The 25,457-nt window shown below is 55.9% G+C and carries 20 protein-coding genes, 2 tRNA genes and 1 pseudogene; 5 read left to right on the forward strand and 18 right to left on the reverse strand.

Going from position 1 to position 25,457, the window contains the following annotated elements; translation table 11 throughout:
• Positions 1–55: 55 nt before the first annotated feature.
• Entirely contained in the window at positions 56–505 is a 450-nt protein-coding gene (locus tag ACIOTN_RS06015) for a DUF3515 domain-containing protein (protein ID WP_105659156.1), read from the forward strand.
• A 77-nt stretch (positions 506–582) separates the two neighbouring features.
• Here ACIOTN_RS06015 and ACIOTN_RS06020 read toward each other — a convergent pair whose 3' ends face one another.
• Both ACIOTN_RS06020 and ACIOTN_RS06025 read right to left on the reverse strand, forming a co-directional pair.
• Positions 583–1,695 carry a D-alanine--D-alanine ligase family protein gene (locus ACIOTN_RS06020; protein WP_388021770.1) on the reverse strand — a complete coding sequence of 371 codons (1,113 nt, stop codon included), beginning with the start codon at positions 1,693–1,695 and terminating at the stop codon, positions 583–585.
• Complete coding sequence (locus ACIOTN_RS06025; RefSeq protein ID WP_402734915.1) at positions 1,695–2,729, reverse strand: NAD(P)H-dependent glycerol-3-phosphate dehydrogenase; 1,035 nt, start codon at positions 2,727–2,729, stop codon at positions 1,695–1,697. The genes ACIOTN_RS06020 and ACIOTN_RS06025 overlap by 1 nt, the downstream gene beginning before the upstream one ends.
• Positions 2,730–2,807: 78 nt before the next feature.
• On the opposite strand from ACIOTN_RS06025, the gene ACIOTN_RS06030 reads away from it, so the two are divergent.
• Positions 2,808–2,969, forward strand: coding sequence for an NADH pyrophosphatase zinc ribbon domain-containing protein (locus ACIOTN_RS06030; protein ID WP_402734989.1), 162 nt, complete (start codon positions 2,808–2,810; stop codon positions 2,967–2,969).
• 84 nt (positions 2,970–3,053) lie between these two features.
• Here the strand turns inward: ACIOTN_RS06030 and ACIOTN_RS06035 are convergent.
• From ACIOTN_RS06035 to leuC, 4 genes and pseudogenes are all read right to left on the reverse strand, one after another.
• Positions 3,054–3,446 (reverse strand): annotated as a pseudogene (locus ACIOTN_RS06035) (lysophospholipid acyltransferase family protein); the annotation flags it as partial.
• A 95-nt stretch (positions 3,447–3,541) separates the two neighbouring features.
• Positions 3,542–4,861: a UDP-N-acetylglucosamine 1-carboxyvinyltransferase gene (gene murA, locus ACIOTN_RS06040; RefSeq protein ID WP_402734916.1), complete on the reverse strand. Its 1,320-nt coding sequence runs from the start codon at positions 4,859–4,861 to the stop codon at positions 3,542–3,544.
• Between the two features lie 257 nt (positions 4,862–5,118).
• The gene (gene leuD, locus ACIOTN_RS06045) at positions 5,119–5,724 is read right to left on the reverse strand and encodes a 3-isopropylmalate dehydratase small subunit (RefSeq protein WP_402734917.1); all 606 of its coding nucleotides are present in this window, start codon (positions 5,722–5,724) and stop codon (positions 5,119–5,121) included.
• 14 nt (positions 5,725–5,738) lie between these two features.
• On the reverse strand, positions 5,739–7,178 hold the full coding sequence (leuC, locus tag ACIOTN_RS06050) for a 3-isopropylmalate dehydratase large subunit (RefSeq protein WP_402734990.1): 1,440 nt from the start codon (positions 7,176–7,178) through the stop codon (positions 5,739–5,741).
• Positions 7,179–7,300: 122 nt separating this feature from the next.
• On the opposite strand from leuC, the gene ACIOTN_RS06055 reads away from it, so the two are divergent.
• On the forward strand, positions 7,301–8,026 hold the full coding sequence (locus ACIOTN_RS06055) for an IclR family transcriptional regulator (RefSeq protein WP_105659150.1): 726 nt from the start codon (positions 7,301–7,303) through the stop codon (positions 8,024–8,026).
• A gap of 27 nt (positions 8,027–8,053) precedes the next feature.
• Here ACIOTN_RS06055 and thiL read toward each other — a convergent pair whose 3' ends face one another.
• The 10 genes from thiL to ACIOTN_RS06105 form a co-directional block, all read right to left on the reverse strand.
• A complete protein-coding gene (gene thiL, locus ACIOTN_RS06060) occupies positions 8,054–9,070 on the reverse strand; it encodes a thiamine-phosphate kinase (protein ID WP_402734918.1) in 1,017 nt (338 codons plus the stop codon).
• A gap of 6 nt (positions 9,071–9,076) precedes the next feature.
• Positions 9,077–10,720 (reverse strand): GTPase, encoded by a 1,644-nt coding sequence (locus ACIOTN_RS06065; RefSeq protein ID WP_402734919.1) that lies wholly within the window; start codon positions 10,718–10,720, stop codon positions 9,077–9,079.
• A complete protein-coding gene (locus ACIOTN_RS06070) occupies positions 10,720–12,486 on the reverse strand; it encodes a dynamin family protein (protein ID WP_134780360.1) in 1,767 nt (588 codons plus the stop codon). The genes ACIOTN_RS06065 and ACIOTN_RS06070 overlap by 1 nt, the downstream gene beginning before the upstream one ends.
• Positions 12,487–12,585: 99 nt before the next feature.
• Positions 12,586–12,661, reverse strand: a tRNA-Glu gene (locus tag ACIOTN_RS06075).
• A gap of 48 nt (positions 12,662–12,709) precedes the next feature.
• A tRNA-Gln gene (locus ACIOTN_RS06080) sits at positions 12,710–12,781 on the reverse strand.
• Between the two features lie 686 nt (positions 12,782–13,467).
• Entirely contained in the window at positions 13,468–14,973 is a 1,506-nt protein-coding gene (gene gltX, locus ACIOTN_RS06085) for a glutamate--tRNA ligase (protein WP_105659146.1), read from the reverse strand.
• 101 nt (positions 14,974–15,074) lie between these two features.
• On the reverse strand, positions 15,075–15,839 hold the full coding sequence (locus ACIOTN_RS06090; protein WP_402696305.1) for a fumarylacetoacetate hydrolase family protein: 765 nt from the start codon (positions 15,837–15,839) through the stop codon (positions 15,075–15,077).
• Positions 15,840–15,968: 129 nt separating this feature from the next.
• Positions 15,969–18,140 (reverse strand): hypothetical protein, encoded by a 2,172-nt coding sequence (locus ACIOTN_RS06095; protein WP_402734920.1) that lies wholly within the window; start codon positions 18,138–18,140, stop codon positions 15,969–15,971.
• A 155-nt stretch (positions 18,141–18,295) separates the two neighbouring features.
• A complete protein-coding gene (locus tag ACIOTN_RS06100; protein ID WP_402734921.1) occupies positions 18,296–19,390 on the reverse strand; it encodes a branched-chain amino acid aminotransferase in 1,095 nt (364 codons plus the stop codon).
• A gap of 115 nt (positions 19,391–19,505) precedes the next feature.
• Complete coding sequence (locus tag ACIOTN_RS06105) at positions 19,506–20,564, reverse strand: 3-isopropylmalate dehydrogenase (protein ID WP_105659143.1); 1,059 nt, start codon at positions 20,562–20,564, stop codon at positions 19,506–19,508.
• Between the two features lie 183 nt (positions 20,565–20,747).
• Here ACIOTN_RS06105 and ACIOTN_RS06110 point away from each other — a divergent pair, with 183 nt between their 5' ends.
• Both ACIOTN_RS06110 and ACIOTN_RS06115 read left to right on the forward strand, forming a co-directional pair.
• Positions 20,748–21,980 carry a sensor histidine kinase gene (locus tag ACIOTN_RS06110; protein ID WP_105659142.1) on the forward strand — a complete coding sequence of 411 codons (1,233 nt, stop codon included), beginning with the start codon at positions 20,748–20,750 and terminating at the stop codon, positions 21,978–21,980.
• A gap of 7 nt (positions 21,981–21,987) precedes the next feature.
• Positions 21,988–22,680: a response regulator transcription factor gene (locus ACIOTN_RS06115; RefSeq protein ID WP_105659141.1), complete on the forward strand. Its 693-nt coding sequence runs from the start codon at positions 21,988–21,990 to the stop codon at positions 22,678–22,680.
• Between the two features lie 77 nt (positions 22,681–22,757).
• On the opposite strand, the gene metG is transcribed toward ACIOTN_RS06115, so the two are convergent.
• Both metG and ACIOTN_RS06125 read right to left on the reverse strand, forming a co-directional pair.
• Complete coding sequence (gene metG / locus ACIOTN_RS06120) at positions 22,758–24,308, reverse strand: methionine--tRNA ligase (RefSeq protein ID WP_400288790.1); 1,551 nt, start codon at positions 24,306–24,308, stop codon at positions 22,758–22,760.
• Positions 24,309–24,365: 57 nt separating this feature from the next.
• Positions 24,366–25,373, reverse strand: a complete 1,008-nt coding sequence (locus ACIOTN_RS06125) for an NYN domain-containing protein (RefSeq protein WP_402734922.1) — start codon at positions 25,371–25,373, stop codon at positions 24,366–24,368.
• Positions 25,374–25,457: the final 84 nt, after the last annotated feature.

A 25,457-nucleotide genomic window follows, 5' to 3' on the forward strand; every position in this document is an offset into this window, starting at 1 on the left:
AGCCCGACTGTCACCAAAACTTAACCGAAAACTTGCTCAAACTTCGGCATTGGTGATGAGCGGTACTTTATTACTACCAGTACTTGCAGGCTGCGCATCAGTCGCTTCCGTGGATGCTGCCCCGGACGCAGCCAACCCGCTTTGTGCGGAAATGATGGTTGTCCTGCCCGAAGCCATCGATGATGCCGAGCGCCGTTCAACGACCTCGCAGGCAACCTCGGCCTGGGGCGACCCGTCAAAAGTTGTCTTGCGTTGCGGTGTCGAAGTTCCCGGACCCACTACTGACCCCTGCGTATCCGTGAATGACGTCGACTGGGTAGCGAATGAGGATGAAGAATCAGGTATCTGGACCTTGACTACTTACGGCCGGACGCCGGCGACCGAAGTCGTCTTGGATCCTAACGTCATCCCGTCAAGTACCGTGCTGGCCACGCTGTCGGATGCAGCCCAGAAGATCCCGGCTTCCAAAAAGTGCGTTAGTGTTGACAAGTCAGTGAGCTTGTAAGCGGATCGCCTACAAGCAAAACGTGAGGGTGTGTTGATTCTTCAACACACCCTCAAGCTTTAACGGCTATTCCCGGATTAGCGCAAACCGATATTCCGGTCGGTAGCCAGCCCAATCAGCTCATCAATAAGTTCACGGTACTCAATTCCCGTTTTGGCCCACATTTGCGGGTACATGCTTGAAGGCGTGAAGCCGGGCATGGTGTTGATTTCATTGATGATCCACTCCCCCTCGGGAGTGTAGAAGAAATCAACTCTAGATAAGCCTTCTGCATCCATAGCGTCGAAGGCCTTGACTGCAAGTTCGCGGATCTCGCGAGTGGCTTCTTCGCTCAGATCTGCTGGGCAGCTGAGCTCGGCCGCGGCGCCATCAACATATTTCGCTTCGAAATCGTAGAAGGTGTGCTCGTTATCTGCCACCGCGATTTCGCCTGGCAATGACGCACGCGAAGGTTCGCAGCCGCGGCCTTCAAGAACACCGCATTCGATTTCACGGCCAACGATCCCCTGCTCGATGATCACCTTGGGATCTTCAGCACGGGCAATTTCAATAGCGGCACGAAGCCCCGAAGACTCGTCTACCTTGGTGATGCCTACCGAAGATCCTGCACGGGCCGGCTTGACGAACAACGGGTACTGCAGGTCTTCGCAACGCTTCATGGCAGCTTCGCTGTTGCGCAGCCACTGCTTGTTGGTGATGACTTCGTACGGGCCTACTTTGAAGCCTGCCCCTTCGAAGACTACCTTCATGAAATGCTTGTCCATGCCCATCGCGCTGGCTGCGATACCCGAGCCAACGTAGGAAACGCCAGCCATTTCCAGCATGCCTTGGATTGATCCATCCTCGCCAAACGGACCATGAAGCAACGGGAAGACCACGTCGATCTCGCCCAGATCTGCCACCGTGGAGTCCGAGTAGGACAGCAATGATGTCTTCTGCGCGTCGGTGGAAAGATGCACCGGATGATCCACCGAGGAAATTTCTGGCAGCTTGCCAGTATTCAGTGCCCAGCCTTCTGGATCCTCGTCCAGCAGGGTCCAGCCGCCGTCGCGGGTGATACCCACCGGAACAATTTCGAAACGCTCGCGGTCGATGGCGTGCATGACGCCGGCCGCAGTAACGCAGGAAACGGAGTGCTCTGAGGAACGGCCACCGAAGAGCAAGAGGACACGGAGCTTGCGTTCAGTCATTAGTGACGTTCTCCTTCAGATTTCAATTCACGCGCCAACAGGCGTGCAGCCATATTTTCAACGCTCAAGGTGCCCTCCAGGACCATGACCACTGCTTCGGTGATTGGCATTTCCACGTGATGGGCCTGGGACAAGTCGAATACGGCACGTGCTGACTTGATGCCTTCCGCAGTCTGCGACATGCGGTCATTGACCTCTTCCAAGAAGAGCCCCTGGCCAAGCAGGCGTCCTGCAGTGTTGTTGCGGGAGAGCGAGGAAGAACAGGTAGCCACAAGGTCGCCTAAGCCAGAAAGACCTGCCAAGGTGTCCAAACGGCCACCCAGGGCGAGGACCAAGCGAGTGGTTTCAGCCAAGCCGCGCGTGATGACGGTGGACTTGGTGTTATCGCCCATTCCCATGCCATCGCACATGCCAACGGCAAGGGCGATGATGTTCTTGACGATTCCGCCAAGCTCAACACCCAAGACATCGTCATTAGTGTAGGGACGGAAGTATGCAGCGGAGCACAGTTCAGCAATCCACTGCGCAATATCAGAATCGGTGCAGGCCACGACCGAAGCCGTTGGCTGCTCGCGTGCGATTTCCATTGCCAGGTTTGGTCCGGACAGCACAGCGATCTGCTTTGCAGGCAGCCCGGTGACTTCGGCGATGACCTGGCTCATGCGCAGATCGGTCCCGCGTTCAAGACCCTTCATCAGTGAAAGCAATACCGCACCGGGTTCAAAGAATTCTTTGAACTTCGCCAATTCCTGGCGCAACGACTGAGCCGGAATCGCCAAGACGACAAGGTCAGCGTCGGTGAGAACGGTCTTCGGATCCGATGATGCCGTGATGTTGGCCGGAAGCTTGGTTTCGCGCAGGTAGCGTGAATTGGTGTGGCGTTCATTGATTTCATCGGCGGCGTCTTCGCGACGGGCCCAAATCTGAACGTCGATGCCCTTGTCTGCAACGGAATCAGCAAGCACCTTGGCGAAGGTTGTCCCCCAGCTGCCAGCGCCCATGACGGCGATTTTGCGTGGTAGCGGCTTATTCAATGTCAGTCCTCTGGAAGGTGTTGATCAAGGTAATTAGTTATCCGGGGTATCGAAATTGCGGCCAGTCTTCGACTGGCCATGCTTGCTGGGATCCCAACGCGCAGCTGGTGCTTCTTCTTGGCGCAGTTCTGCGGTCAGTGCGGTGATCGCGTCCATGATGCGATCAGTGGCTTCTTGCAGCACTGCCCGAGTACGCGGGCCATCACGCAAGTCATCAAGATCCACTGGCTGCCCAACTGACACGGTGACATGCTTTCGCGGGAACGGATACATTTTCTTGGAATAGCGCGGCAGCAGTTCCTGGTCGCCCCAGTGAGCCATCGGTACCACTGGTGCGCCAGTCTGCAGGGCCAAACGTGCGGCACCGGTTCGCCCTACCATTGGCCACAGACCAGGGTCGCGGGTCAGCGTCCCTTCCGGGTAAATGACTATGACCCCGCCGGCGTCCAGGACTTTTCGGGCCGCGGCCAGCGATTCGCCAGCATTGGATGCGCTGCGTGACACCGGGACCTGTCCGGTCTCGCGCAGCATCCATCCGAGCACTGGAATCTTGAACAAGGATTCCTTGGCCAGCCAGCGTGGCAGCCGGCCATTGCTGTAAATAGCATGGCCGACAACCAGCGGATCAATCTCGGTCAGGTGATTGGGGCAGAGGATGTACCCGCCCGGAGGGAGGGTTTCGAAGCCCTTCCACGTTTTGCCCATCAAACCGTTCATGGCAGAACGGACAATGCCCGCCAATAGCGAGAAAACCCGTTTAGTCTTAGCAGATTCGCCAGGGGCCAGAATCTTTACCACGAATCGGATCCCCTTTAGTTGCTCAGCTCGACATTTGCGCCCAGGGCCTGCAGCTTCTCCATGAAGTGCTCGTAGCCTCGGTTGATGATCTCAATGCCGGTGACCTTGCTGGTGCCTTCTGCAGCCAGAGCAGCGATCAAATGGGAGAAACCGCCACGAAGATCAGGAACATCGATGTCGGCACCGATCAGCTTCGCTGGGCCTACGACAACAGCAGAATGCTTGAAGTTGCGCTGTCCGAAGCGGCAAGGTGTGGACCCGAGGCAGTCGGTGTGAACCTGGACGGTGGAACCCATGCGAACCAGCGCATCGGTGAATCCGAAGCGGTTCTCATACACGGTCTCGTGAATGACCGATACGCCCTTGGCCTGGGTCAGGGCCACTACCAGCGGCTGCTGCCAGTCAGTCATGAAGCCCGGGTGGACGTCGGTTTCCAGGATCAGTGGATTAAGGTCTCCACCTGGGTGATAGAAGCGAATGCCGTCGGACTTGACGTCGAATTCACCACCGATCTGGCGGTAGACGTGCAGGAAAGCAGTCAAATCACGCTGGGTCGCGTCCTGGACGAAAATATCGCCCTTGGTGACCAGCGCGGCAGAGGCCCATGATGCGGCTTCGTTGCGATCAGGCAACGCGGAGTGGTCGAAGCCCGTAAGCTTCTCGACACCCTGGATGCGGATCACGCGGTCGCGGTGCACGGAGATGATGGCGCCCATCTTCTGCAGAAGCGAGATCAGGTCAAGGATTTCTGGCTCAATGGCCGCGTTGCTGACTTCGGTGACACCCTTGGCTCGAACGGCCGAGAGCAGTACCTGTTCGGTGGTGCCGACACTTGGGTACTGCAGTTCAACCTTGGCGCCGGTCAGCCCATTAGGGGCCGAGATGCGGATGCCATCGGCAGCCTTGTCAACGATCGCTCCAAAGTCGCGCAGCACTTCCAGGTGGAAGTCAATCGGACGGTCGCCGATGCGGCAGCCACCCAGATCCGGGATGAACGCTTCGCCCAAGGCGTGGATCAATGGTCCGCAGAAAAGAATAGGGATACGCGAGTCACCGGCATGGGCATCGATCGCCTGGTTCGAGGCGGTCTTGACCTGGGTAGGGTCCATGGTCAGATCGCCGGTTTCAGGGTCCTGGTCAACCTTGACACCGTGGATTTCAAGGAGGCTGCGCACGACAGCTACATCTTTGATCTCCGGTACGTTGCGCAATACCGAAGGGGTATCGCCAAGCAGAGCCGCGACCATGGCTTTTGGCACTAGGTTCTTTGCTCCGCCGACTCGTACGGTGCCCTTGAGCGGGACACCACCATGGATCGTCAGGATCTTACCCATGTATGAATTACCTCATCGCGTAGTCGTTATCGCCCGCCGAAGCTTCTAGGCTTTCGAACTGGCAGGACTAAGCAAGCATACCGCCTCTGCACCTGCCAGTATGCCCAGATCATCTCGTGGCGCACACATTGTGAGCATGCTTTCAGACAGACCTATTATGCTCTGCCGAAATTCATTCCATCAGGAATGCAATAATCCGCTCACCCCTAACAACGTCAGGGAGGAGCGGACCATTCCAATTACTTTGAACTCGGTGCTTAGCCTGCGGTTCGTGCCGGCAAAGTCTGCGGCTTATGCGCAGGACGCTTGGCTTCGTATGCGGTGATATCTTCCTCATGCTGCAAGGTCAGGCCGATATCGTCCAGGCCTTCCATCAAGCGCCAGCGGGTGTAGTCGTCAATCTGGAACGGTGCCGAGATGGAACCGCACTGGACCGTACGCGATTCCAGGTCAACGGTGACCGTGGTGCCCGGATTGTTCTCCAGTTCCTTCCAGATCAATTCAATATCGCTCTGGGCAACTTCAGCAGCAACCAGTCCCTGCTTGCCCGAGTTGCCACGGAAAATATCGGCAAACCGAGCGGAGATCACAGCCTTGAATCCGTAATCCTTCAACGCCCAGACAGCGTGCTCGCGCGAAGAACCGGTGCCGAAGTCGGGACCTGCCACCAGCACGGAGCCGGTATTGAAAGGTTCCTGGTTCAGGATGAATTTCTCATCCCGTCGCCAACCCGCGAACAACGCATCCTCGAAGCCGGTGCGGGTGATGCGCTTGAGGTAAACGGCAGGAATAATCTGGTCCGTGTCCACATTGCTCTGGCGCAGTGGAACACCAATACCGGTGTGGCTGACAATCTTTTCCATGACGGTGATCCTTCCTAGACCGAAGCCGGTACGTTGACGAGGTCGCTAGGCGACGAGAGGGTTCCACGGATTGCGGTAGCCGCGGCCACCAGTGGCGACACCAGGTGGGTACGTCCGCCCTTGCCCTGTCGTCCTTCGAAGTTGCGGTTGGAGGTGGACGCGCAGCGCTCCCCCTCGGCCAACTGGTCCGGGTTCATACCCAGGCACATGGAGCAACCTGCAAAGCGCCATTCAGCACCGAAATCCTTGAAAATCTGATCCAGGCCTTCTGCTTCGGCTTCCAGCCGAACACGCGCCGAGCCGGGTACCACGATCATGCGGACATCAGGATCCTTTTCCTTGCCCTTGATGACCTGAGCTGCTGCACGCAGGTCCTCCATGCGGGAGTTGGTGCAGGACCCCAGGAAGACGGTATCCACGCGGATGTCCTTCAGCGGCGTGCCGCCGGTCAGACCCATGTAGTCCAAGGCACGCTCGCAGGCCTTGCGATCATTCTCGTCTTCGAAGTCTTCCGGAGAAGGCACATTCTCGGACAGCGAGACACCCTGGCCCGGGTTGGTGCCCCAGGTGACAAATGGTTCAAGTTCATCTGCATTCAAGAAGACTTCAGCGTCGAAGCGCGCGCCATCATCGGTGTGCAGCTGCTTCCAGTCCTCGACGGCGGCGTCCCAGTCTTCGCCTGCCGGTGCATGCGGGCGTCCCTTGACGTATTCGAAGGTGGTCTCGTCCGGAGCAATCATGCCGGCGCGGGCGCCAGCCTCGATGGACATGTTGCAGATGGTCATGCGGGCATCCATGGACAGCGAGCGAATCGCAGAACCACGGTACTCCAGCACGTATCCCTGGCCGCCACCGGTACCGATCTTGGCGATGACCGCCAAGATGATGTCCTTGGAGGTGACACCAGGCTTCAAGGTGCCTTCGACGTTAATGGCCATGGTCTTGAATGGCTTCAAGCTCAGCGCCTGAGTGGCCATGACATGCTCGACTTCCGAGGTGCCGATGCCCAAAGCCAGGGCGCCGAAGGCGCCATGGGTCGAAGTATGCGAATCACCGCAGACAACAGTCATTCCTGGCTGGGTCAAACCCAGCTGCGGACCCACCACGTGAACGATGCCCTGCTCCTTGTCGCCCAAGGAGTGCAGGCGGACACCGAATTCCTTGCAGTTATCCCGCAGGGTATGGATCTGGGTGCGGCTGGTCAGGTCGGCAATGGGCTTGTCAATATCCAGCGTTGGGGTGTTGTGGTCTTCGGTCGCAATCGTCAGGTCCGGCCGACGCAGTGGACGGCCAGCCAGGCGAAGGCCCTCGAAGGCCTGCGGCGAGGTCACCTCGTGCAGCAGGTGGAGATCAATGTAGATCAAATCTGGCTGGCGAGCTTCGCCTTCGCCTTCTCCTCGGCGCACAACATGCGCATTCCAGACTTTTTCTGCCAATGTCTGGGGCGACTGCATGGCGGACATGCGACACACTCCTCAAGCTACGAACATTTGATACTCCAACTTTGACACTTCATAGATCGACTTTTCCAGTATGCGGACTTGAATCTCAAATACTGAGACGTGATACTGGAACTATGACAACAGGCAGCGGCGTAGGCGTACTGGACAAGGCAGCGGCCATTCTCAACGCATTGGAGAATGGACCCACTTCCCTATCCCAGCTGGTGGAACTCACCGAAATTTCGCGTCCTACGGTGCACCGTATTGCCCAATCGCTGGTTCACCATGGATTGGTGGGACGCGACATGCACGGCCGCTTTGAGTTGGGGAACCGTCTGGTGGAACTCGCCAGCGCCGCTGGCGAAGACCGATTGGTCAGCGCAGCGGGCCCCGTGCTCATCAAGCTTCGCGACCTCACCGGTGAAAGCACGCAGATTTTCCGCAAGCAGGGCGATTATCGTGTGTGCATCGCCAGTGCTGAGCGTCCAATCGGCCTGCGTGACACCATCCCTGTTGGAACCCAGCTGTCCATGAAAGCCGGCTCGGCAGCCCAGATTCTGCTCGCCTGGGAAGACAATGAACGCATGGTCGACGGATTGCATCACGCGCGCTTCACGCCGACAATTCTGGCTGGCGTCCGTCGGCGTGGCTGGGCCCAGTCGCTGGGCGAACGCGAGCCAGGTGTAGCTTCCGTATCAGCACCAGTTCGCGGGCAGTCCGGACGAGTCATTGCGGCCCTGTCCTTATCCGGCCCGATTGAACGGCTCACGCGCCAGCCAGGGAAGATTCACCACGAAGCCGTGACTAGCGCCGCCCACGAGCTTTCCGAACTGCTGCGCATCCAGAATGACCGCGCGTAGCCAGCTCATGAAGCACGTTCGGAGCAGCTAGCCGAAGTGGTCAAAGCCTGACTCAGGCTTTGCTACCTTGCCATCAAGTTTCACCACTGCGCGGCGACCATTAGCCGGCTTGGCAGCACCAATTACGGTGAATTCCTCTGGGATTTCAATTCCCTCTGGGAAGGCAGCAAGGAGTCCAAAATCTTCGCCGCCGTACAATACCCACGACATCGGATCGGTGCCGGTCAGTTCTGACGCGGCTTCCAAGCGAACAGCATAATCCTGCAGCGCGGAAGACTCTAACTCGAGATTCACATGGCTGGCTTTGGCCAAGCGCCCAGCGTCACGGATCAGCCCATCAGATATGTCCATCATGGCTGCAGCACCAGCTTCCGCGGCACGCGGGCCGGATTCCAACGGTGGCACGGGACGGCACTGCGCCTGGACCAGCCGGCGCACTGCCCGGCTCCAGCCTTGTTCGTTGCGATCATGCTCAAGCACCGAAAGCCCTGCCCCCGCAGCACCGACACGTCCCGCCACGGCAATGCGGTCGCCAACTCGGACTCCGCTCCTCAGGACCTTGCCATGCTCGCATTCGCCCAGAACTGTAGTGGTAACGGAAATTTCTTGGGACTTCCCGAGGTCTCCCCCGAGAATGGTAAGTTCCTGTGCGCCAAGTCCCTGTATAGCCTCGGCAACGCCGCGGCTGAAGTCCCTGACCCATTCCAAGGAAGTGTCCTTCGGCAGGGACAAAGAAATCACGGCGCCAGTAGCTTGACCGCCCATTGCATTAATGTCCGAAACATTCTGCGCAATGGATTTCCACCCGATGTCATAGGCTCTGTGCTCTAGCCCGCTGGGCCAGATCAACCGAAAATCTTGATTCTCAACCAGGGTATCCACGGAGACGAGAACTTCCGTTCCGCGCACGCGCAGCGCACCTGCGTCGTCGCCGGGCCCAAGACTTGCTTGTTCTGAATCAAGCAGCGGCAACATCGCGTCCAGGATGCCTTGTTCCCCAAGGTCACCTACCGTTGCATCGGCGTTTGGTTGGTTTGTAGTCACAGAGTTCTAATCGGCTTTCTTGGCTGCTGAGGTGATCAATGAAGAATAACTATTGAAGGTGTCCAAATGCTGGTCAACAGGATCAATCACGGCCTGCCTGACCAAGTGGGATACCGAGCGTTCAATGTTCTTCAACGCTTTCCTACGCTTAACTTTAGCGACTATTCGGTTGACAAACGAGCAAGCCAAGCCAAGGACAATACCCAGCAGTATTCCTATGAAAACCAGCAGCGTCGGGACGGCGATTCCTTCGACCCGGGGAGCCGGCGGCAGGTCGAATTGGAAGTATCCAGCCACCGGATAGCCCGCGAGCCACAAGGCGCCGCCCAGGGCGGCAACAAGTGCCACCCATTGGATGACTTTGACTACCGGCCACCACCAGGATGACCGTTCAACACCCAGCGGTGTCCCGGCTATAGCCGCATCGATGCCGTCATCTAGTACCTCCGTATTCGCGTGCACCTTTTCACGCAGTGGCTCTTTCCAGCTTTCCGGAAGATCATTGGAAGCCTCGGAAACATACTGGTCGATGCCATGTTCGATAGCCGCAGTCTCCGCGACAGAAAGCTCTGGACGCGAAGTCAAGGACAATTCCGGGTCTTCATGCCGGCGCCCGAGATTCATCCGCTTCAGCGGATCGTTGCGCAGCTTCACCAGCCACGTGGTCAAAGGCCATCCTGTTCGCGAAGCACCCCGAAGCAGGTAGGAGGTCTCCACTGCGTCAGCAATGTACTGGGCGCCGTGCGCTTTTGCGATCACACGCTCCAACTCCGCTTGGTGCAGCTGGCTAGGCAGGCGCACCTTCTCCACCTGGAGTTCCTCACTCAGGCGGTGGATGACTTGATCAACATCTGCGCGGAGCCGACGTGTGGAAAGTGCCTTGTTTTTCGCCGCGGCCGCAATCTTGGCATGCACATCTGCGACGCCTTCACCCGTGGCAGCAGAGGCGCAAACGATGGGAAGGTTCTCCAAGCCGGAGGTTGCCAAGATGCCGCGCAAGGAATCGACGACTTGCTTGCGTTCTTGTTCTGTAATCTTGTCAATCTGGTTCAGGACGATCAGCAGGTTCCCCTGCTGGCTGCGCAAGGAATTGAGATATCCATGGTGTATTGACGCGTCGGCGTATTTCTGCGGATCAAGCACCCATACCAGATAATCCACTTGGCCCACCAAACGAGCAGCAATCTTGTGGTGATCCACTGCCGTGGAATCCATGTCCGGTAGGTCCAACAGCAAGAGACCGGAGTCGAACTTCTTTTTCTTTCCAGGTTGCGCCCGGCTGTCCTGATCGCCCATGACGTGACGAGTAGTAACTTCCAGCCAGTCCAGTAACTCGCTTGATCCTTCTTGTTCCCAGATTGCAGCGACAGTATCAGTAGTAGTCGGGCGGATGACACCCGTGGCCGCCAACTCATGCCCTACCAAAGCGTTGAACATCGTTGATTTTCCGCTGCCCGTGGCACCGAAAAGTCCTACAACCACATGTTCGGATGAAAGCTGGCGCCGAGATTCAGCACGCGTGATAACGTCCGCGGCTAGATCGATGGTTTCTGGTTCCAGATATGGTTCTGCAAGCTGCATCGCTTCCACGATGCTGTTGATTTGAGAGTTGAGACCGCTGACTGCTCTGAGAATCTTGCGCTCGGACATTAGTGAGCCCCTTTGCTGCTCAAGGCTGAGGTAATCTTGCCCAAACGATCGGCAAGCTCCGGCTGCGATTTTGCGGCTAGCTCGTCCAGGTAGATCGACGAGGTCCTATCCAGTAGATCCCGTGCCCGGGTGTCAAGCATCTTGCGGGCTTTGGTGGCCATGCGACGTACCGCATCCTCGCCAAAGATTGCTTCCAGCAGTTTCTGCCCTACCAATGCGGAGCCGCCGGCAATACCGATTTCCAGACCGGTGAGGCCCGCTGTTGACGCAAAGACCACGACCATCAGGATGACCGCCACCCCGTTGACTCCAAATGCCGCCATGCGGGCCGTCTTGCGCTTCCCGGCGCCCTCCTGCCGAATCATGTCCAAGACATCTTTTTGCCAAAGCCGGATGCTTTCCGAAGCTTGCTCATTGAGATCCTGTGGCGGGCGCGGCGATTGCAGATTAGAGCGTAACGCTTGGCCAAATGGCGTGTTCTTCCACGACCTGTCAACGTCGTGGCAGGCCTTGGTTGCCTCGGCAATGAAGACCATGTGCAGGCCTGATTCGATGGCTTGTTCAACACGATGGGTCGCTGGCGGTTTTCCCGTCAAGAATGCGCCAACACGATCCCTCATCCGTCCAATGGCGCCTTCGATTCCGCGCAGCAGCTCGCCCGCTCCTACGAAGTCCTGCCACCGGGCCAGGATTTCGCCACGCAGCAATGAGCCGTCATTGAGCGAATCGTTAATTCTGGCCAGCGATTGCTCAAAGCGCTCATTGGTAATGGCGCGCAATTCAACGAGCTGTTTCTCCTGCTCTTGCAGTTCAGCGATAAGCTCACTGACATCTGCGGTGGTGCGCCGCAACGCGCCGTCAAGTGTTTGGGCCGCAATCTGCTGCCGTTTAGCGGAATCTGCTGCCAGTGAGTTCAGCCACGCGAGCAAGGGTTCCACATGCTCACTTGGAATCAACTTCTGGTCATCCAGTTGCGTCTCGTTCAGGACATGCAGCAACGACGGATCCAGGTCCTTCTCGCTTAACAGGCGTTTCAAATCCGGAACAATATCGTCTTCGGCTCCAGGTGGCACCCTGTTCAAGACGACGCAGACGGTAATTTTCCGTGCGCCGGCTTCGGTGAGCATATCCCAAGGAAGAGCATCGGCGTATCTATTGGCTGTGGTGACAAAAATCCACAGATCTGCTGCGTTCAGAAGCTGGCCCGCCAATTCCCTGTTCTCGTCGGAAACCGAGTCGATATCCGGGGCATCGAGGATGGCCAAACCTCGTGGTACCTGCTCACGGGGCGTCATCAACAGCGCATGATTACTGGCTGCTCCGGCATCGGCATTGAAGCCACGTCCGGCTACGCGTTTAAGTTCGGGAAGAATCCGTTCAGATTCAAAGAAGGATTGGTCAACAGGGTTGAAAGCCAAGACCGGAGTCCGGGTGGTCGGACGCACGGCGCCGGAGAGACTGACAGGTTCTCCCAGAAGGGAATTGACTAGAGTCGATTTGCCCGAGCCCGTGGAGCCACCGACGACCACCAGTAGCGGTGCGCCGAGATTCGAAACTCGTGGAATCAGGTAGTCCGAGATTTGATGCAATGCCTTGTTGCGCAGTTCTTCGAACGCAGAGGCTTCTCGTGGCTGGCCATTTACAAAGGAAAGCTCTTCGAGCAGCTTCTGGAGCTCGCTCAAACGCGCCGCGGAATCACTGCCAATTTCGGTTTGCGAGGCAGTTTCCTGCCCTGAGCTCTTAGCCAGATCTGAATTCGACTCCATGAGAACTATCTTGCCTCATGCCAACAGGGAAACCCGCGAGCCTGATGCAGATTTTGTCCGGGAAACGCAAAAACCGCGGAATTCTCCGCGGTTTTACTGTGGTGACCCCAACGGGATTCGAACCCGTGTTGCCGCCGTGAGAGGGCGGAGTACTAGGCCGCTATACGATGGGGCCGTATGCTGAAGATTAATCTTCAGCTCACCAAATCTCTTTGGTGAAGCGCTGGGATACCAGGACTCGAACCTAGAATGACGGAACCAGAAACCGTTGTGTTGCCAATTACACCATATCCCACTGTGACTTGGCCTTTCCGGAATTCAGCTGAGCGTCATTCCGGCCACTGCCGTAGCACGAGATAAAACTATACCGGCCTAATGTTCAGTACACAAATCGAGCCTCGCGACCGGTGCCCCACGCAGAATCCGCGGAAAATCAGCAAAGAACAGCTGCCAGTCATCCCAAATCCGCCACTAGCCAAGCAGGGAAATTCTTGTGAAGTGAAGCACTGTCCGTGAGAAAATACTGGAGTCCCGCGTCAACGGCATATTGATAGCCGCCAACAGGGTCATCCCCTATGCAAAGCGCCTGTGCCGGCAGACCCTCTAGTTCAGCGCACCGGCCAAGGAACGGGGCACAAATGGGGTTTAGGCTTCTCCGCTTGACGCGGTTAATCTTGCCAAACTCCACGCACGCAGCAACCGCACTTCTCGCTGCCCCATGAACATAAGCCCGCCTGCCATGTACCTTTCCCGGGCATAAGCACCATCATCCGCAAAACCTGCCTCAATCCCGGCCAGTCGCTCAAGATACAGATGAGCCAGCTCCGGCTCGGACATGGACGATAAACGCGGATTGCGGCCGTTCGCACATCTACGAGTGCGTCAACAATCTCAACGAAAACGCCTCGGACAGGACCAGCTCACAGGACTGGAACCATCCGAGGCGTTCAACGTGCTTTTCAGCGGGCTTTCGGCGAATAGCTAGCGGGACTCACCAAATGCGCGCAAACGCTTGAGGCTCGACTCGCGTCCAAGAATTTCCATGGACTCGAAGAGCGGTGGAGATACGCGCTTTCCGGAGATAGCAACGCGGGCTGGTCCGAATGCCTGACGAGGCTTCAGTTCCAGTTCGTCCACGAGCTTCGTGCGCAGTGCTGCCTGGATGGTTTCGGCGTTCCATTCGGTAAGGGTTTCGAGGCCCTGGACAGTAGCATCGACAACCTCAACCAGGTTTGCCGGCATTCCCTTGAGCGCTTTCTCGTCGATGACAATTTCGTCATCAGACTTGAAGAGGAATTCAAGCATGTCGGTCGCTTCACCCAACAGGGCAATACGTTCCTGTACCAGTGGCGCAGCCTGGTCCAGGATGTCGTTTTCACGTTCAGTCAGTTCTTCGCCCACCAGGCCAGCGGCCTGCAGGTAAGGAACCAAACGATCACGGAAATCCTGTGCTTCGAGCATGCGCACGTGGGTTCCGTTGATTGCTTCTGCCTTCTTCACATCGAAGCGGGCAGGATTGGACAACACATCTGCTACATCGAAGGCTTCTACCAGCTGCTCACGCGAGAAGATATCTTCATCAGCACTTAGCGACCAGCCAAGAAGCGCGAGATAGTTCAGCAGGCCTTCCGGGATGAATCCATTGTCGCGGTGCAAGAATACGCTGGATTCTGGATCACGCTTGGAGAGCTTCTTGTTGCCCTGTCCCATAACGTATGGCAGGTGGCCAAAACGCGGCATGTACTGGGCAACGCCGATATCGTGCAGCAACGCATACAAGACGACCTGGCGTGGGGTCGAGGACAACAGGTCTTCGCCACGAAGTACGTGGGTAATGCCCATCAGCGCATCATCGATTGGGTTGACCAGGGTGTACAGCGGCTTGCCGTTGGCGCGCACCACCACATAGTCGGGAACGGATCCAGCCTTGAAGGTGATCTCGCCACGTACCAGGTCGTTGAAGGTGATGTCGTGATCCGGCATGCGTACACGCAATACCGGTTCACGGCCTTCGGCCTTGAACGCAGCCTTCTGCTCATCGGTCAGTTCGCGGTCGAAGTTGTCGTAGCCCAGCTTCGGGTCACGGCCGGCTGCCTTGTGGCGTGCTTCGACTTCTTCTGGGGTCGAGTAGGACTCGTAAACATGGCCTGCAGCGCGAAGCTTGGCAATGACGTCCTCGTAGATCTCACCACGCTGCGACTGGCGGTATGGCTCATGCGGACCGCCCGCGTTAACGCCCTCGTCCCAATCGATACCCAACCAAGCCAGAGCATCCAAAAGCTGGTTGTAGCTTTCCTCGGAGTCACGCTTGGCATCAGTGTCTTCGATGCGGAAGACCATTTTGCCGCCGGTGTGACGCGCGTAGGCCCAGTTGAAGAGGGCAGTACGGATCAAACCTACGTGAGGGGTACCAGTTGGGGATGGGCAAAAACGAACGCGTACCGGGGTATCTTCGGTAACAACGGGAATCAACGAAAGATCAGTCATGATGTTTTCATTCTATGCCTTCTGCAAAGAAACTTGCAGTTAAAGCGCGAGGCTCCCGATCACATTAGCGATCGAAAGCCTCACAACATCAGTGATGGTTCCTAGCGACGGAAGACGGTTCGCAATGAACCGATACCTTCGACTTCCACTTCTACAACGTCGCCTGTATTTACTAGGCCGACGCCTGCCGGGGTGCCGGTCATGATGACATCGCCTGGCAGCAAGGTGAAAGCTTCGGAAGCACGAGCAACCAATTCGTTGACTGGCCAGATCATGTCGTTGGTAGTTCCATCTTGGCGAACCTCTCCATTGACGCGGCTGATAATTCCCAGATCATCCGGGTCGGCAATCTCAGTCTCAATCCACGGGCCCAGCGGGCAAGAACCGTCAAAGCCCTTGGCACGAGCCCACTGCGGATCGGTGCGCTGAGCATCGCGGGCGGTCAGGTCGTTTGCTACGGTGTAGCCGAAGATCACGTCCTGCGCCTTGTCGGCTGGAACGTCCTTGCAGATACGGCCGATCACCACGGCAAGTTCACCTTCGAAGGAAACTTCATTTGAAAACGCCGGCAGGGTGACGGGGTCTCCATGGCCGACTACGGAAGTATTCGGCTTCAAGAACATCAGCGGCTCAGCAGGAACTTCATTTCCAAGTTCCTTGGCGTGCTCGCGGTACGTGCGGCCAAAGCCCACGACCTTTGAGCGAGGGATGATCGGCGCTACCAACCGAACATCATCCAAAGAGTGCGTAGCACCAGTGGTCTTGATCCCCTGGAAAAATGGATCTCCAGCCAAAACATGGATATCGTTACCGTCGACTACGCCGTACAGCGGGTCGCTATCTACTACAAATCGTGCAATGCGCATGAATACAAGCCTAAACTATGACGTCTCGGCTTTTCCTTCACTGCAGGAACTGCGACTGCGAAATACGGCTAATGAAGGGAAGGAAATCCTCGGACGGCAATCCACCTCGGCTCGTCGCCGCGAACTTGGCTAGGTCAATTCCGGCGCCAGGGCAAGCTGCACCAGTGTGGTTTGATTTAGAATCCCGTACACGTGGCCGTCGGCACCAACGGTCAATCTGGTGCCGTGCCGGTCATGGCTTCGTGTGGACACGACGGAATGAGTAGTTCCTGCAACATAATCCATCACTGTTATTCCACCCCCTGCAGCATGAACCATCTTCTGCCCATCCGGCGTTGCCCTTACGTCTGCAGCTAGCCATCCAGGACGATAGGAAGTGTTTTTAACGTTGTTGACGATATGCCGTTTCTTCAACTGTCCGCTGTCCAAGTCCAGCAAGGCTACACCTTGCAGATCGGCTACGGCCAGCCAACCGCCGATGATCACAGGTGAATACAACGCGCCAGCGGATTCCACAGGACTTGTTTCCCAGAGGATCTTGCGGGACGCTATGTGCATCTTGAAGACCTTGGCAGGACTTGTCGTATCTTCAACGCCATATCCGTTGCGTACCGAAGTGGTGCCATAGAGATACGATTCATCGGCGGCTAGCCCGATGATGGAATGGCCTGAAACGAATCCTTTGCCGTCCCCGTCAAGAACCCAAGAGACCGTATCAGTAGCAGGATCAATCTTCCCCAGAACACCGCCTGAGACTCCATATTCCGGAACAGTTCCGAAAAACACGCTGGATGAATTCGCTGCCCAGCCGAAGGGCCTCGATTGCGAGTACTCTGTGATCAGACGTGCAATGCGATCGTATTTTCTGTCGGCATTGTTTTGAGGTGTTTCCATGAGGACCAGGTCAGCGCTACCGTAGGAACCGATGTAGGTCTTGTTCTGGTTGTATTCGACCATTCCTTCGATCTGGTTGATCACCTGCTCGTCATCGCCGGAGTTCCAACGAACGCCAGTTTCCGGATTCAATGCGGCGACACCGTTCGCCTTGTATCCTCCGATATAGATGTTTCCGTCACTGTGTCCGAGCAGCGATTGGATCTTGATGGCGCTCGGGGTCAATCTGATTTCGCGGGTAGCGCGTACGCGATTCAAACCCAGATCGAATGTTTCGCAGAGAATCCCATCGGTTGTCGTACTGATGATGAGGATGCGCCCATTCTGCGGAATGATGCACAAGATGCCGCGCGCCTCGACTTTTCCGAGTTGCTTGTCGTCCATTCCCTGGAATGCAGTTGAATGCAGATGGCCGGAAGTGATGCTGAAGAATCTCCCCGCACTGGACTTGGAAATCTCGCGCGATGCCCATACCCGGGTCACTGGCTCGTGCCATTTCATCGTCCGGGTATCGAGTATGAATTGTTCGGAAACGGAGCTAACGGTAACAGCGAGGTAGTGCCCGATAGGGTCAAGCGACCCAATGAATCCATGGGCCACATGCACTGGAAGGTTTATTTCACGTACTGCGTCCGGCTTCCCCGCTTCGAAGGTGAATAGCCTAGGATTCCGAGACCCCGTTCCCATCCATACTCTGCCCCGGCCATCCAATGCCAGCCGGCGGATATAGTCGGTGTCTTCGGCTACACGATCAAATACTCGAAGATTCTTGCTTTCGACGTTGTAGTTGAAGCTTGCGCCGAGTGGATAGGTTCCTCCCCACAAATTGCCGCTCGAATCAAGCCGAAGCTCATATGCAACCGAGGCGCCTTCAACGTCCACCAAGGTATTGAACTGCTCAGGAATTGCTGGATTCCATGCGAGAACACTCCCGTCCACACTGACATAAAGTCTTTGCCGGGGTTCATCCCAAACCATCGAATCAATTCCGTGCCCGCTGTCATCGGGCAAATTCAACGTGTGAATAGCGTTGCCGACGGAGGGATCGATTATTTGCAGTTCATTGATATGCCCGACAACAGACACCGCCAACCGAAGCTTCGAAGAATTGCGATAGTTGGTTAGAGGTACCGCCTCTAGAATCTTCAGCGTCGAATATGCTCTGCCGAAGACCTTTTCATGGCCACTAATTTCTTTCCCACTCTTCAGATTCGCTAAATACCGCATATCGGGAGTCGGTTTCGGCGTGGGGCTCGGAGACGGGGTCACTGAAGGAGCGCTAATCTCAGAGGCCCGACGGTCCGGGAAGAGGAAAGAAAGCCCTGCGGCGGTTCCACCAACAACAGCCAGACCGAGCAAGCTTCGTCTTGCAATGCTTCTAGTTTCCCTGCGCTCTTCTCCAGACAAACATTACTCCGTTCGATCGGCCCCAGAACTTCTTGCAGTGGAGCAGCGTCTGCTACGTACTGACGCTAGCAACTGCGTTTGCACATGACCAATTCGGTTTAAAAACCACTGGTCCCGAGACTACAAGTCTCGAGACCAGCAACTTTGAGCTAGCTTTACGCCAAACGTTCCAGCCAACCGTGACGGTCTTCCACGGTACCCCGCTGAATTCCCAGCAGTTCTTCGCGAATGGACATGGTCACCTCACCGGCTGCAGCATTCTCCTCACCAATGAGCTCTTCGCCGTTCTTCAGCAGGCCGATTGGGGTGATCACCGCTGCTGTACCGCAAGCAAAGACCTCGGCAATATCGCCTGAGGCGATGCCTTCACGCCACTCATCCAGGGTGATCTTGCGTTCTTCGACCTCCATGCCGCGATCCTTCGCGAGCTGGATGACCGACGAACGGGTCACGCCTTCAAGGATGGTTCCGGTCAACGCTGGGGTCACCAGCTTGTTGTCCTTCGTTACGAAGAAGACATTCATGCCCCCGAGCTCTTCAACGGCATTGTCATTGAAGGAGTCAAGGAACAGAACCTGCTTGCAGCCGTTTTCTTCAGCTTCCAGCTGGGCTACGAGCGAGGCCGCGTAGTTGCCACCGCACTTAGCCGAACCTGTACCGCCTCGGCCTGCTCGTGCGTAGTTCTTCGATACCCAAATAGCCACTGGCTTGAGTTCGCCACCGAAGTAATTGCCTGCTGGAGATGCGATGACGCGGTAGGAAACCTCACGCGCTGCACGCACACCAAGGAATGCTTCGGTAGCAATCATGAATGGACGCAGGTACAGGGCTTCGCCGTCACCGGTAGGAACCCAATCGATATCCGTTGCCACCAGCTTGCGCAGCGAGTCGACGAAAACGTCTTCATCCAGCTGCGGAAGTGCTAGGCGCTGAGCCGACTTGTTCATGCGGGCAGCGTTGGCCTGCGGGCGGAAAGTCCATACCGAACCATCGGCGTGGCGGTAGGCCTTCAGGCCTTCGAAGATTTCCTGGCCATAATGCAGGACCGAGGCGGCCGGATCCATGGCGATAGGGCCGTATGGCTCAATTCGAGCATCATGCCATTCACCGTTACTGCCGCTATCGTCTGCTGACCAGTCGATGACTGCGGTGTGGTCAGTGAAGAAGTCTCCGAACCCAGGATTAGCCAAGACGCCGGCTCGGTCCTGTTCGCTCTTGCGATTCGTTGAGAGATTTTCGGTGAATTCCATCTACCCTGGACTTCCTAGTTCAATAAACAAAGAACGGATGCTCCACGCCTCTGCGGAACATCCGTTCGTGGATTTGGCTACTGGTTATCAGCTAACCAGAAACGTCACTTTCAGCTTATGCCAGTAACGCGACAATTGCATCGCCAATTTCACTTGTGGTGCGATTATCGGTCAATTCTTGACGTGAAGTGATCTCTTTTTCAACAGCTTGCTCAACTGTGCGAGCTTCTTCAGCCAACCCGAGGTGATCAAGCATCAGTGCCACGGACAGAATCGCCGCGGTTGGGTCTGCCTTCTGCTGGCCGGCAATATCCGGAGCCGAACCATGAACCGGCTCGAACATCGATGGGTAGGTACGGTCCATATTGATGTTGCCACTGGCTGCCAGGCCAATACCACCGGTAATGGCGCCGGCCTGGTCGGTGAGGATGTCGCCAAAGAGGTTGTCAGTGACAATCACGTCGAAACGCGATGGGTCCGTGGTCAAGAAGATGGTAGCCGCATCCACGTGCAGGTAATCGTGGGTAACCTCTGGGAATTCCTGCGCCACCATTTCGACAGTGCGCTTCCACAAATGCCCGGCGTGCACCAACACGTTGTGCTTGTGCACCAGGGTGACACGCTTGCGTTCACGCTCTGATGCACGGCGGAATGCGTCGCGGACAACACGTTCCACACCATAGGCGGTATTTACCGATACTTCGGTAGCGATTTCATGCGCGGTGCCCGTGCGCACCGAACCGCCGTTGCCTACATACGGGCCTTCGGTACCTTCGCGAACCACCACGAAGTCAATTTCACCGGGGTTAGCCAGGGGGCTCTCAATTCCAGGATAGAGCTTAGCCGGACGCAGATTCACGAAATGATCCAGCGAGAAGCGGAGCTTCAGAAGCATTTCGCGCTCGATAATTCCGGACGGAATGCGCGTATCTCCAGGGGCAGCGCCAACAGCGCCGAAGAGAATGGCATCGTGCTTCTTAAGAGCTTCCAGCGTCGCATCCGGAAGTGTTTCGCCAGTCGCCAGCCAATGCTCTGCACCAAGCTTGTAGTCGGTCAGCTTGATCTCGTTCTTGCCACCATTAGTGACGAACTTCAGAACCTTAACCGCTTCGGCAACAACTTCTGGGCCAATACCGTCACCCGGAATGACCGCAATATCAATTACATTTCCCATGGCACAGATTCTATCGACTAGCGTCCGCCATTTGAGAGTTCATCTCAAATAATGAGATTTGATGAGTTTCCGCCGACATATTTCCTCCTTGGGCATGAGGCATCGCCGTCTCCATTGCCGATAACCTTGGATAAACAGATCCTTTGCTTCGCTATACGGATCAACAGCTACTAAAACGTTGAATTGCAGGAACTCTTGATCTTTGCCAATCCCCACCGTCGAATTGACGGTTGGATCCGCGAGAATCCCGGACGGGTAGATTTCATCACCGGCCTGCTGTACACGCTGTTCTGCATACCGGCCGCCCTCAGCCTCGCTTCTTCGATGTCAGTTGCCGCCGTTCTCGCCGTGCTGAGCCTTTCTCTTCTCCAGTCAGCTCCGCTGATGGTGCGGCGTCGCTGCCCATGGGCAGCGACCCTCGTTGTCGCCACCGGGCATGTATTGCAACTGGGCTTTGACGGGCTAATGATGTTCTCGCAAGTATCCGTTCCAATCATGGTTTATACCATGGCTGTCTACGGGAAACGCTGGCAGTCATTCAGCACGCTGGGGCTGGGTCTGATTGGCGCGTTGTTGGCGACGTTCAGCATGTTCGGCGCCTCAAGGTACTCGCCTGATCCATCCCCCGTCTTCACCTTCGACATGATGATTTCTTTCGTGGGTCTTGCATTGGTTGTCACCCTTTCTTGGACCTTCGGTGACTTAGCGCGAACGAGGCGTCTGGCCATGAAGTCCCTGAGGGATCACGCCGAACGCCTCGAGAAAGAACGCCTCACCGAGCGCGCCCTGGCAGCTTCCGACGAGAGAAACCACATCGCCCGCGAGATGCATGACATCGTGGCCCATTCGCTCTCTGTCATCATCACCCAGGCTAACGGGGCACGATATGCGGCGGCGAAAGACCCGGAGATTGCCATCGAGACCCTGAAGACAGTTTCAGATACTGGCCGCGCTTCACTGAAAGAAATGCGCAGGCTTCTGGGAGTTCTACGCAAAGATGAGGAATTGGAGAATCGCCCTCTTCCGTCATTGGCAAACGTACCTGAACTCGTAGAAAGCGTTGCCGTGTCCGGACTGAATGTCCATCTCGAAACTTCTGGAACCCCGCGGAAAGAACTACCGGCAGGCGCGGAGCTCACAATCTATCGATGCGTTCAAGAATCGCTCACGAATGTCATTAAGCACGCTGGTCCTGATACACAGACCCAAGTCCATATTGAGTGGACTTCCCGGGGCCTGAATTTGAGCGTCAGCGACGATGGGCGAGGTGCCGGTTCCATCGTCCTGGAAGGCGTAGGACAAGGTCTGCAGGGAATGAAAGAACGCGTAGCCTTATATGAAGGTACCTGCACTGCACTGCCCCGGACCGGGGGCGGTTTCGCCGTTAATGTTTTCATCCCTTACACCGAGGACTAATATTCAAATGCCTAATACAGATGCCATCAAGGTCGGCTTGGTCGATGATCAGCTCTTGGTTCGCAGTGGCTTCAGAATGCTCATTAATTCCCAAGAGGATATGGAAGTCATTGTTGAAGCTGGCAATGGCCGTGAAGCACTAGCTGCACCACTGATGGCTCAGGCGGATGTCATCTTGATGGACGTGCGAATGCCGGAAATGGACGGCATCGAAGCTACCGAACGCCTATTGGATCCAGATAAGAAGGCCGCTGATGGTCCCAAGATCATCGTGCTGACGACTTTCGACATGGACGAATATGCGCTAAGCGCCATTCAAGCCGGCGCCAGCGGCTTTCTTTTGAAGGATGCGCCCCCAGAAGAACTCTTGGAGTCAGTACGCACCGTCAATCGAGGAGACGCCGTCATAGCGCCATCGACCACTCGACGGTTGCTGGACCACATGGCGCCAATGCTCAAGAAGAGCTCGTCACAGCACAAGGATCACCTGATTGCCGCGGTTGAATCGCTGACGCCTCGCGAGCGGGAAGTGTTTGGCCTGATTGCAGAAGGTTTTTCCAACCCGGAAATCGCAGAAAAACTATTCCTGTCAGAAGCTACAGTCAAAACCCATGTGGGTCATATTCTGGCCAAACTGGAAGCTCGTGACCGGGTCCAGGCTGTAGTCATCGCCTACCAGACCGGAGTCGTCACACCCTGACTGAATGAAAAAAATTGAGGTGTTCTGCTCGGATTCAGAATCAAGCAGAACTCCTCAATTTCCTCTCAGGAAAATTCTTACTTCTCTTCCTCGTAACGTGGGAACACAGGAGAAGGAGCTGGGAGCTCAGTGCCTGGGACCAAAGCGCTATCAAAGGACTCGAAGGTTCGCGCCGAACCTTCGCCAACTGCCAACGCATTGAGCATAGAAGTCATGGCCTGCGGCAATACTGGCTGAAGCAGCAACGCCACCTTGCGGACAATCTCAATGGTCACGTACAAGACAGTAGCCATACGCTCAGGATCGGTCTTCTTCAGCTTCCATGGCTCCTGCTCAGCGAAGTAGGCATTGGTATCGCCCAGAACGTGCCAAACGGATTCAAGTGCCTTGCTGAATTCCTGACGCGAGAAAGCATCTCGGTTGATCTCCAGCAGCTTGCCGGCTGCTTCCAGAATCTGCTGATCAGCTTCCAGCAATTCGCCCGGGGTCGGGACTACTCCCCCACAGTTCTTTGCGACCATCGAAAGTGAACGCTGTGCAAGGTTGCCGAAGTTATTGGCCAGGTCACCGTTAATACGGGCAACGATGGTCTCGTGGTTGTAGCTGCCGTCGGCACCGAACGGAACTTCACGCAAGAAGAAGTAGCGTACCTGGTCCAAGCCATAACGGTTCACAAAATCATCTGGGGAAACAGTGTTGCCCAGGGATTTGGACATCTTCACGCCGTTATTGTGCAGGAATCCATGGATCATGACGCGCTTAGGCAATGGCAGTTTTGCAGACATCAAGAATGCTGGCCAGTAGATCGCGTGGAATCGCGAGATGTCTTTGCCGATCACGTGGACATCTGCCGGCCAGTATTTCTGGAAAGAAGCAGACTCAACGTCCGGGAATCCAACGCCCGTCAGGTAATTGGTCAGGGCGTCTACCCAGACGTACATTACATGCTTCTCGTTGCCCGGTACCGGGATGCCCCAATCAAAGGTCGTTCGAGAGATCGAAAGGTCCATCAGACCGCCTTCGACAAACCGTACTACTTCATTGAAGCGGGAACGTGGCGCGCCGAATTCAGGGTTGTTCTGGTAGTACTCCAGCAACTTGTCCTGGTACTTGGATAAGCGGAAGAAGTAGGACTCTTCTTCAGTCCAAGTAACTTCAGTGTCGGTTTCAACGGCATAACGAATACCGTCCTTGCGCACTTCCGTCTGGTCTTCGGTGTAGAAGGCCTCATCGCGTACCGAGTACCATCCTGCGTACTTATCCAAGTAAATGTCATCATTGGCTTCCATGCGGCGCCAGAGTTCCTGCGCAGCCGCATGATGGTCTGCATCAGTGGTACGGATGAAGCGGTCGTAGCTTGTACCCAGCTCATCATTCATGGCCTGGAATGCATCCGAGTTACGCTGGGCCAGCTGAGCCGGCGTGACCCCAAGATTCTCTGCGGTCTGCATCATCTTCTGGCCGTGCTCGTCGGTGCCGGTCAGGAAGAAGACGTCAAAACCATCCAGGCGCTTGAATCGAGCCATAACGTCGGTAGCCACTACCTCGTAGGCATGCCCAATGTGCGGGGTACCGTTCGGGTAAGAAATAGCCGTGGTGATGTAAAAAGGTTTCTGCTGAGAAGTCACGATATAAATTTACCTTAGCTAGCGTCGGAAAGCGGATTTCCAGATTGTACTGACTCGTCACATGATCTTGCCCAAATACTCCCAGAAGGCGCCACGAAGTGTGCGGCGGATGATCTGCTGATCAGTTTTCCATTCCCCAAGCACTTGAGCGCAATCCTTGAGCAAAGTCCTGTCAATTTCGGGTGGCAGCTGCGGCTTGTCAGCAATGAGTTCTACTACGTCAGACTGTGTCGTGAAGGCAAGCCAGGATTCAGCAACCTTTGCGCCGATCTCTTCTGCAACCTTCAACTCTTGTTGCTCATAAGCCGCGGAACCCTGATAGCCAGAAGATTCACCACCACTGGAGTAGATCACCACAGGTTCGGCTTCCGGTTCAACGGCTGGCCTGATAACTGGCTTCTGAGCCATGACGGCAGGAGTAGGAACCGATGGCTTCGCTGCTGGCTTTGCTTCTGTCTCCAAAGACGCACTAGCAATTAGAGACGTCTTTTCAGAATGATTCTTGTCCCATTCAAGAACCTTGGTGAATGCGCTATCCAATAGTTGATTCGGAACGATTTCAATGTAGTCAGCGGTCAAAGCCAGGTGTTCAGCCACCGAGGCTACTCCAAGACGGCTATCGGATTTCGCTACGCCTAGTAACACTACTTTCATGCCCAAGTCTTGCGCTTCTTCGACGGCCTCGGCGAGGTCGTCATCGCCGGAGACCAAGTAAGCAATTGATGCCGAGCCATTACGGGCAACCCCTACAAGGTCCAGCGCCAGTCTCAGGTCCACACCTTTTTGCTCGCCGTTATAAGAGATACGACCTAAGCGCACTTTAACGCCGGGTATCAAGCCAATCCGCTTATGCTGCTCAGTAAATAGCCCGTCTTTCGAGGCGTCATACCAATACACGCGGAGGTTATTAAGACCCGTATTCTTCTTTACGGTTTGCACGATCCCGCGTACCAGCGCCTCGTAATGGGTTGTAAAGGCTGATCTTAAGGTCGTTCCGGCGGCACGATGACCGCCTAGTGAGAGCAGAAATCCGGCATCAATAAATATTGCAGTTTGATTCATCATGATTCGATCGTACTGATAAAACTAGGCAAACCATATTGAAAGGGCCTGCATCGCATGACTCTTTCCGGTGTAAACCAGAAAAGA

The organism is Glutamicibacter sp. NPDC087661 (assembly GCF_044743275.1).
Lineage (GTDB): Bacteria > Actinomycetota > Actinomycetes > Actinomycetales > Micrococcaceae > Glutamicibacter.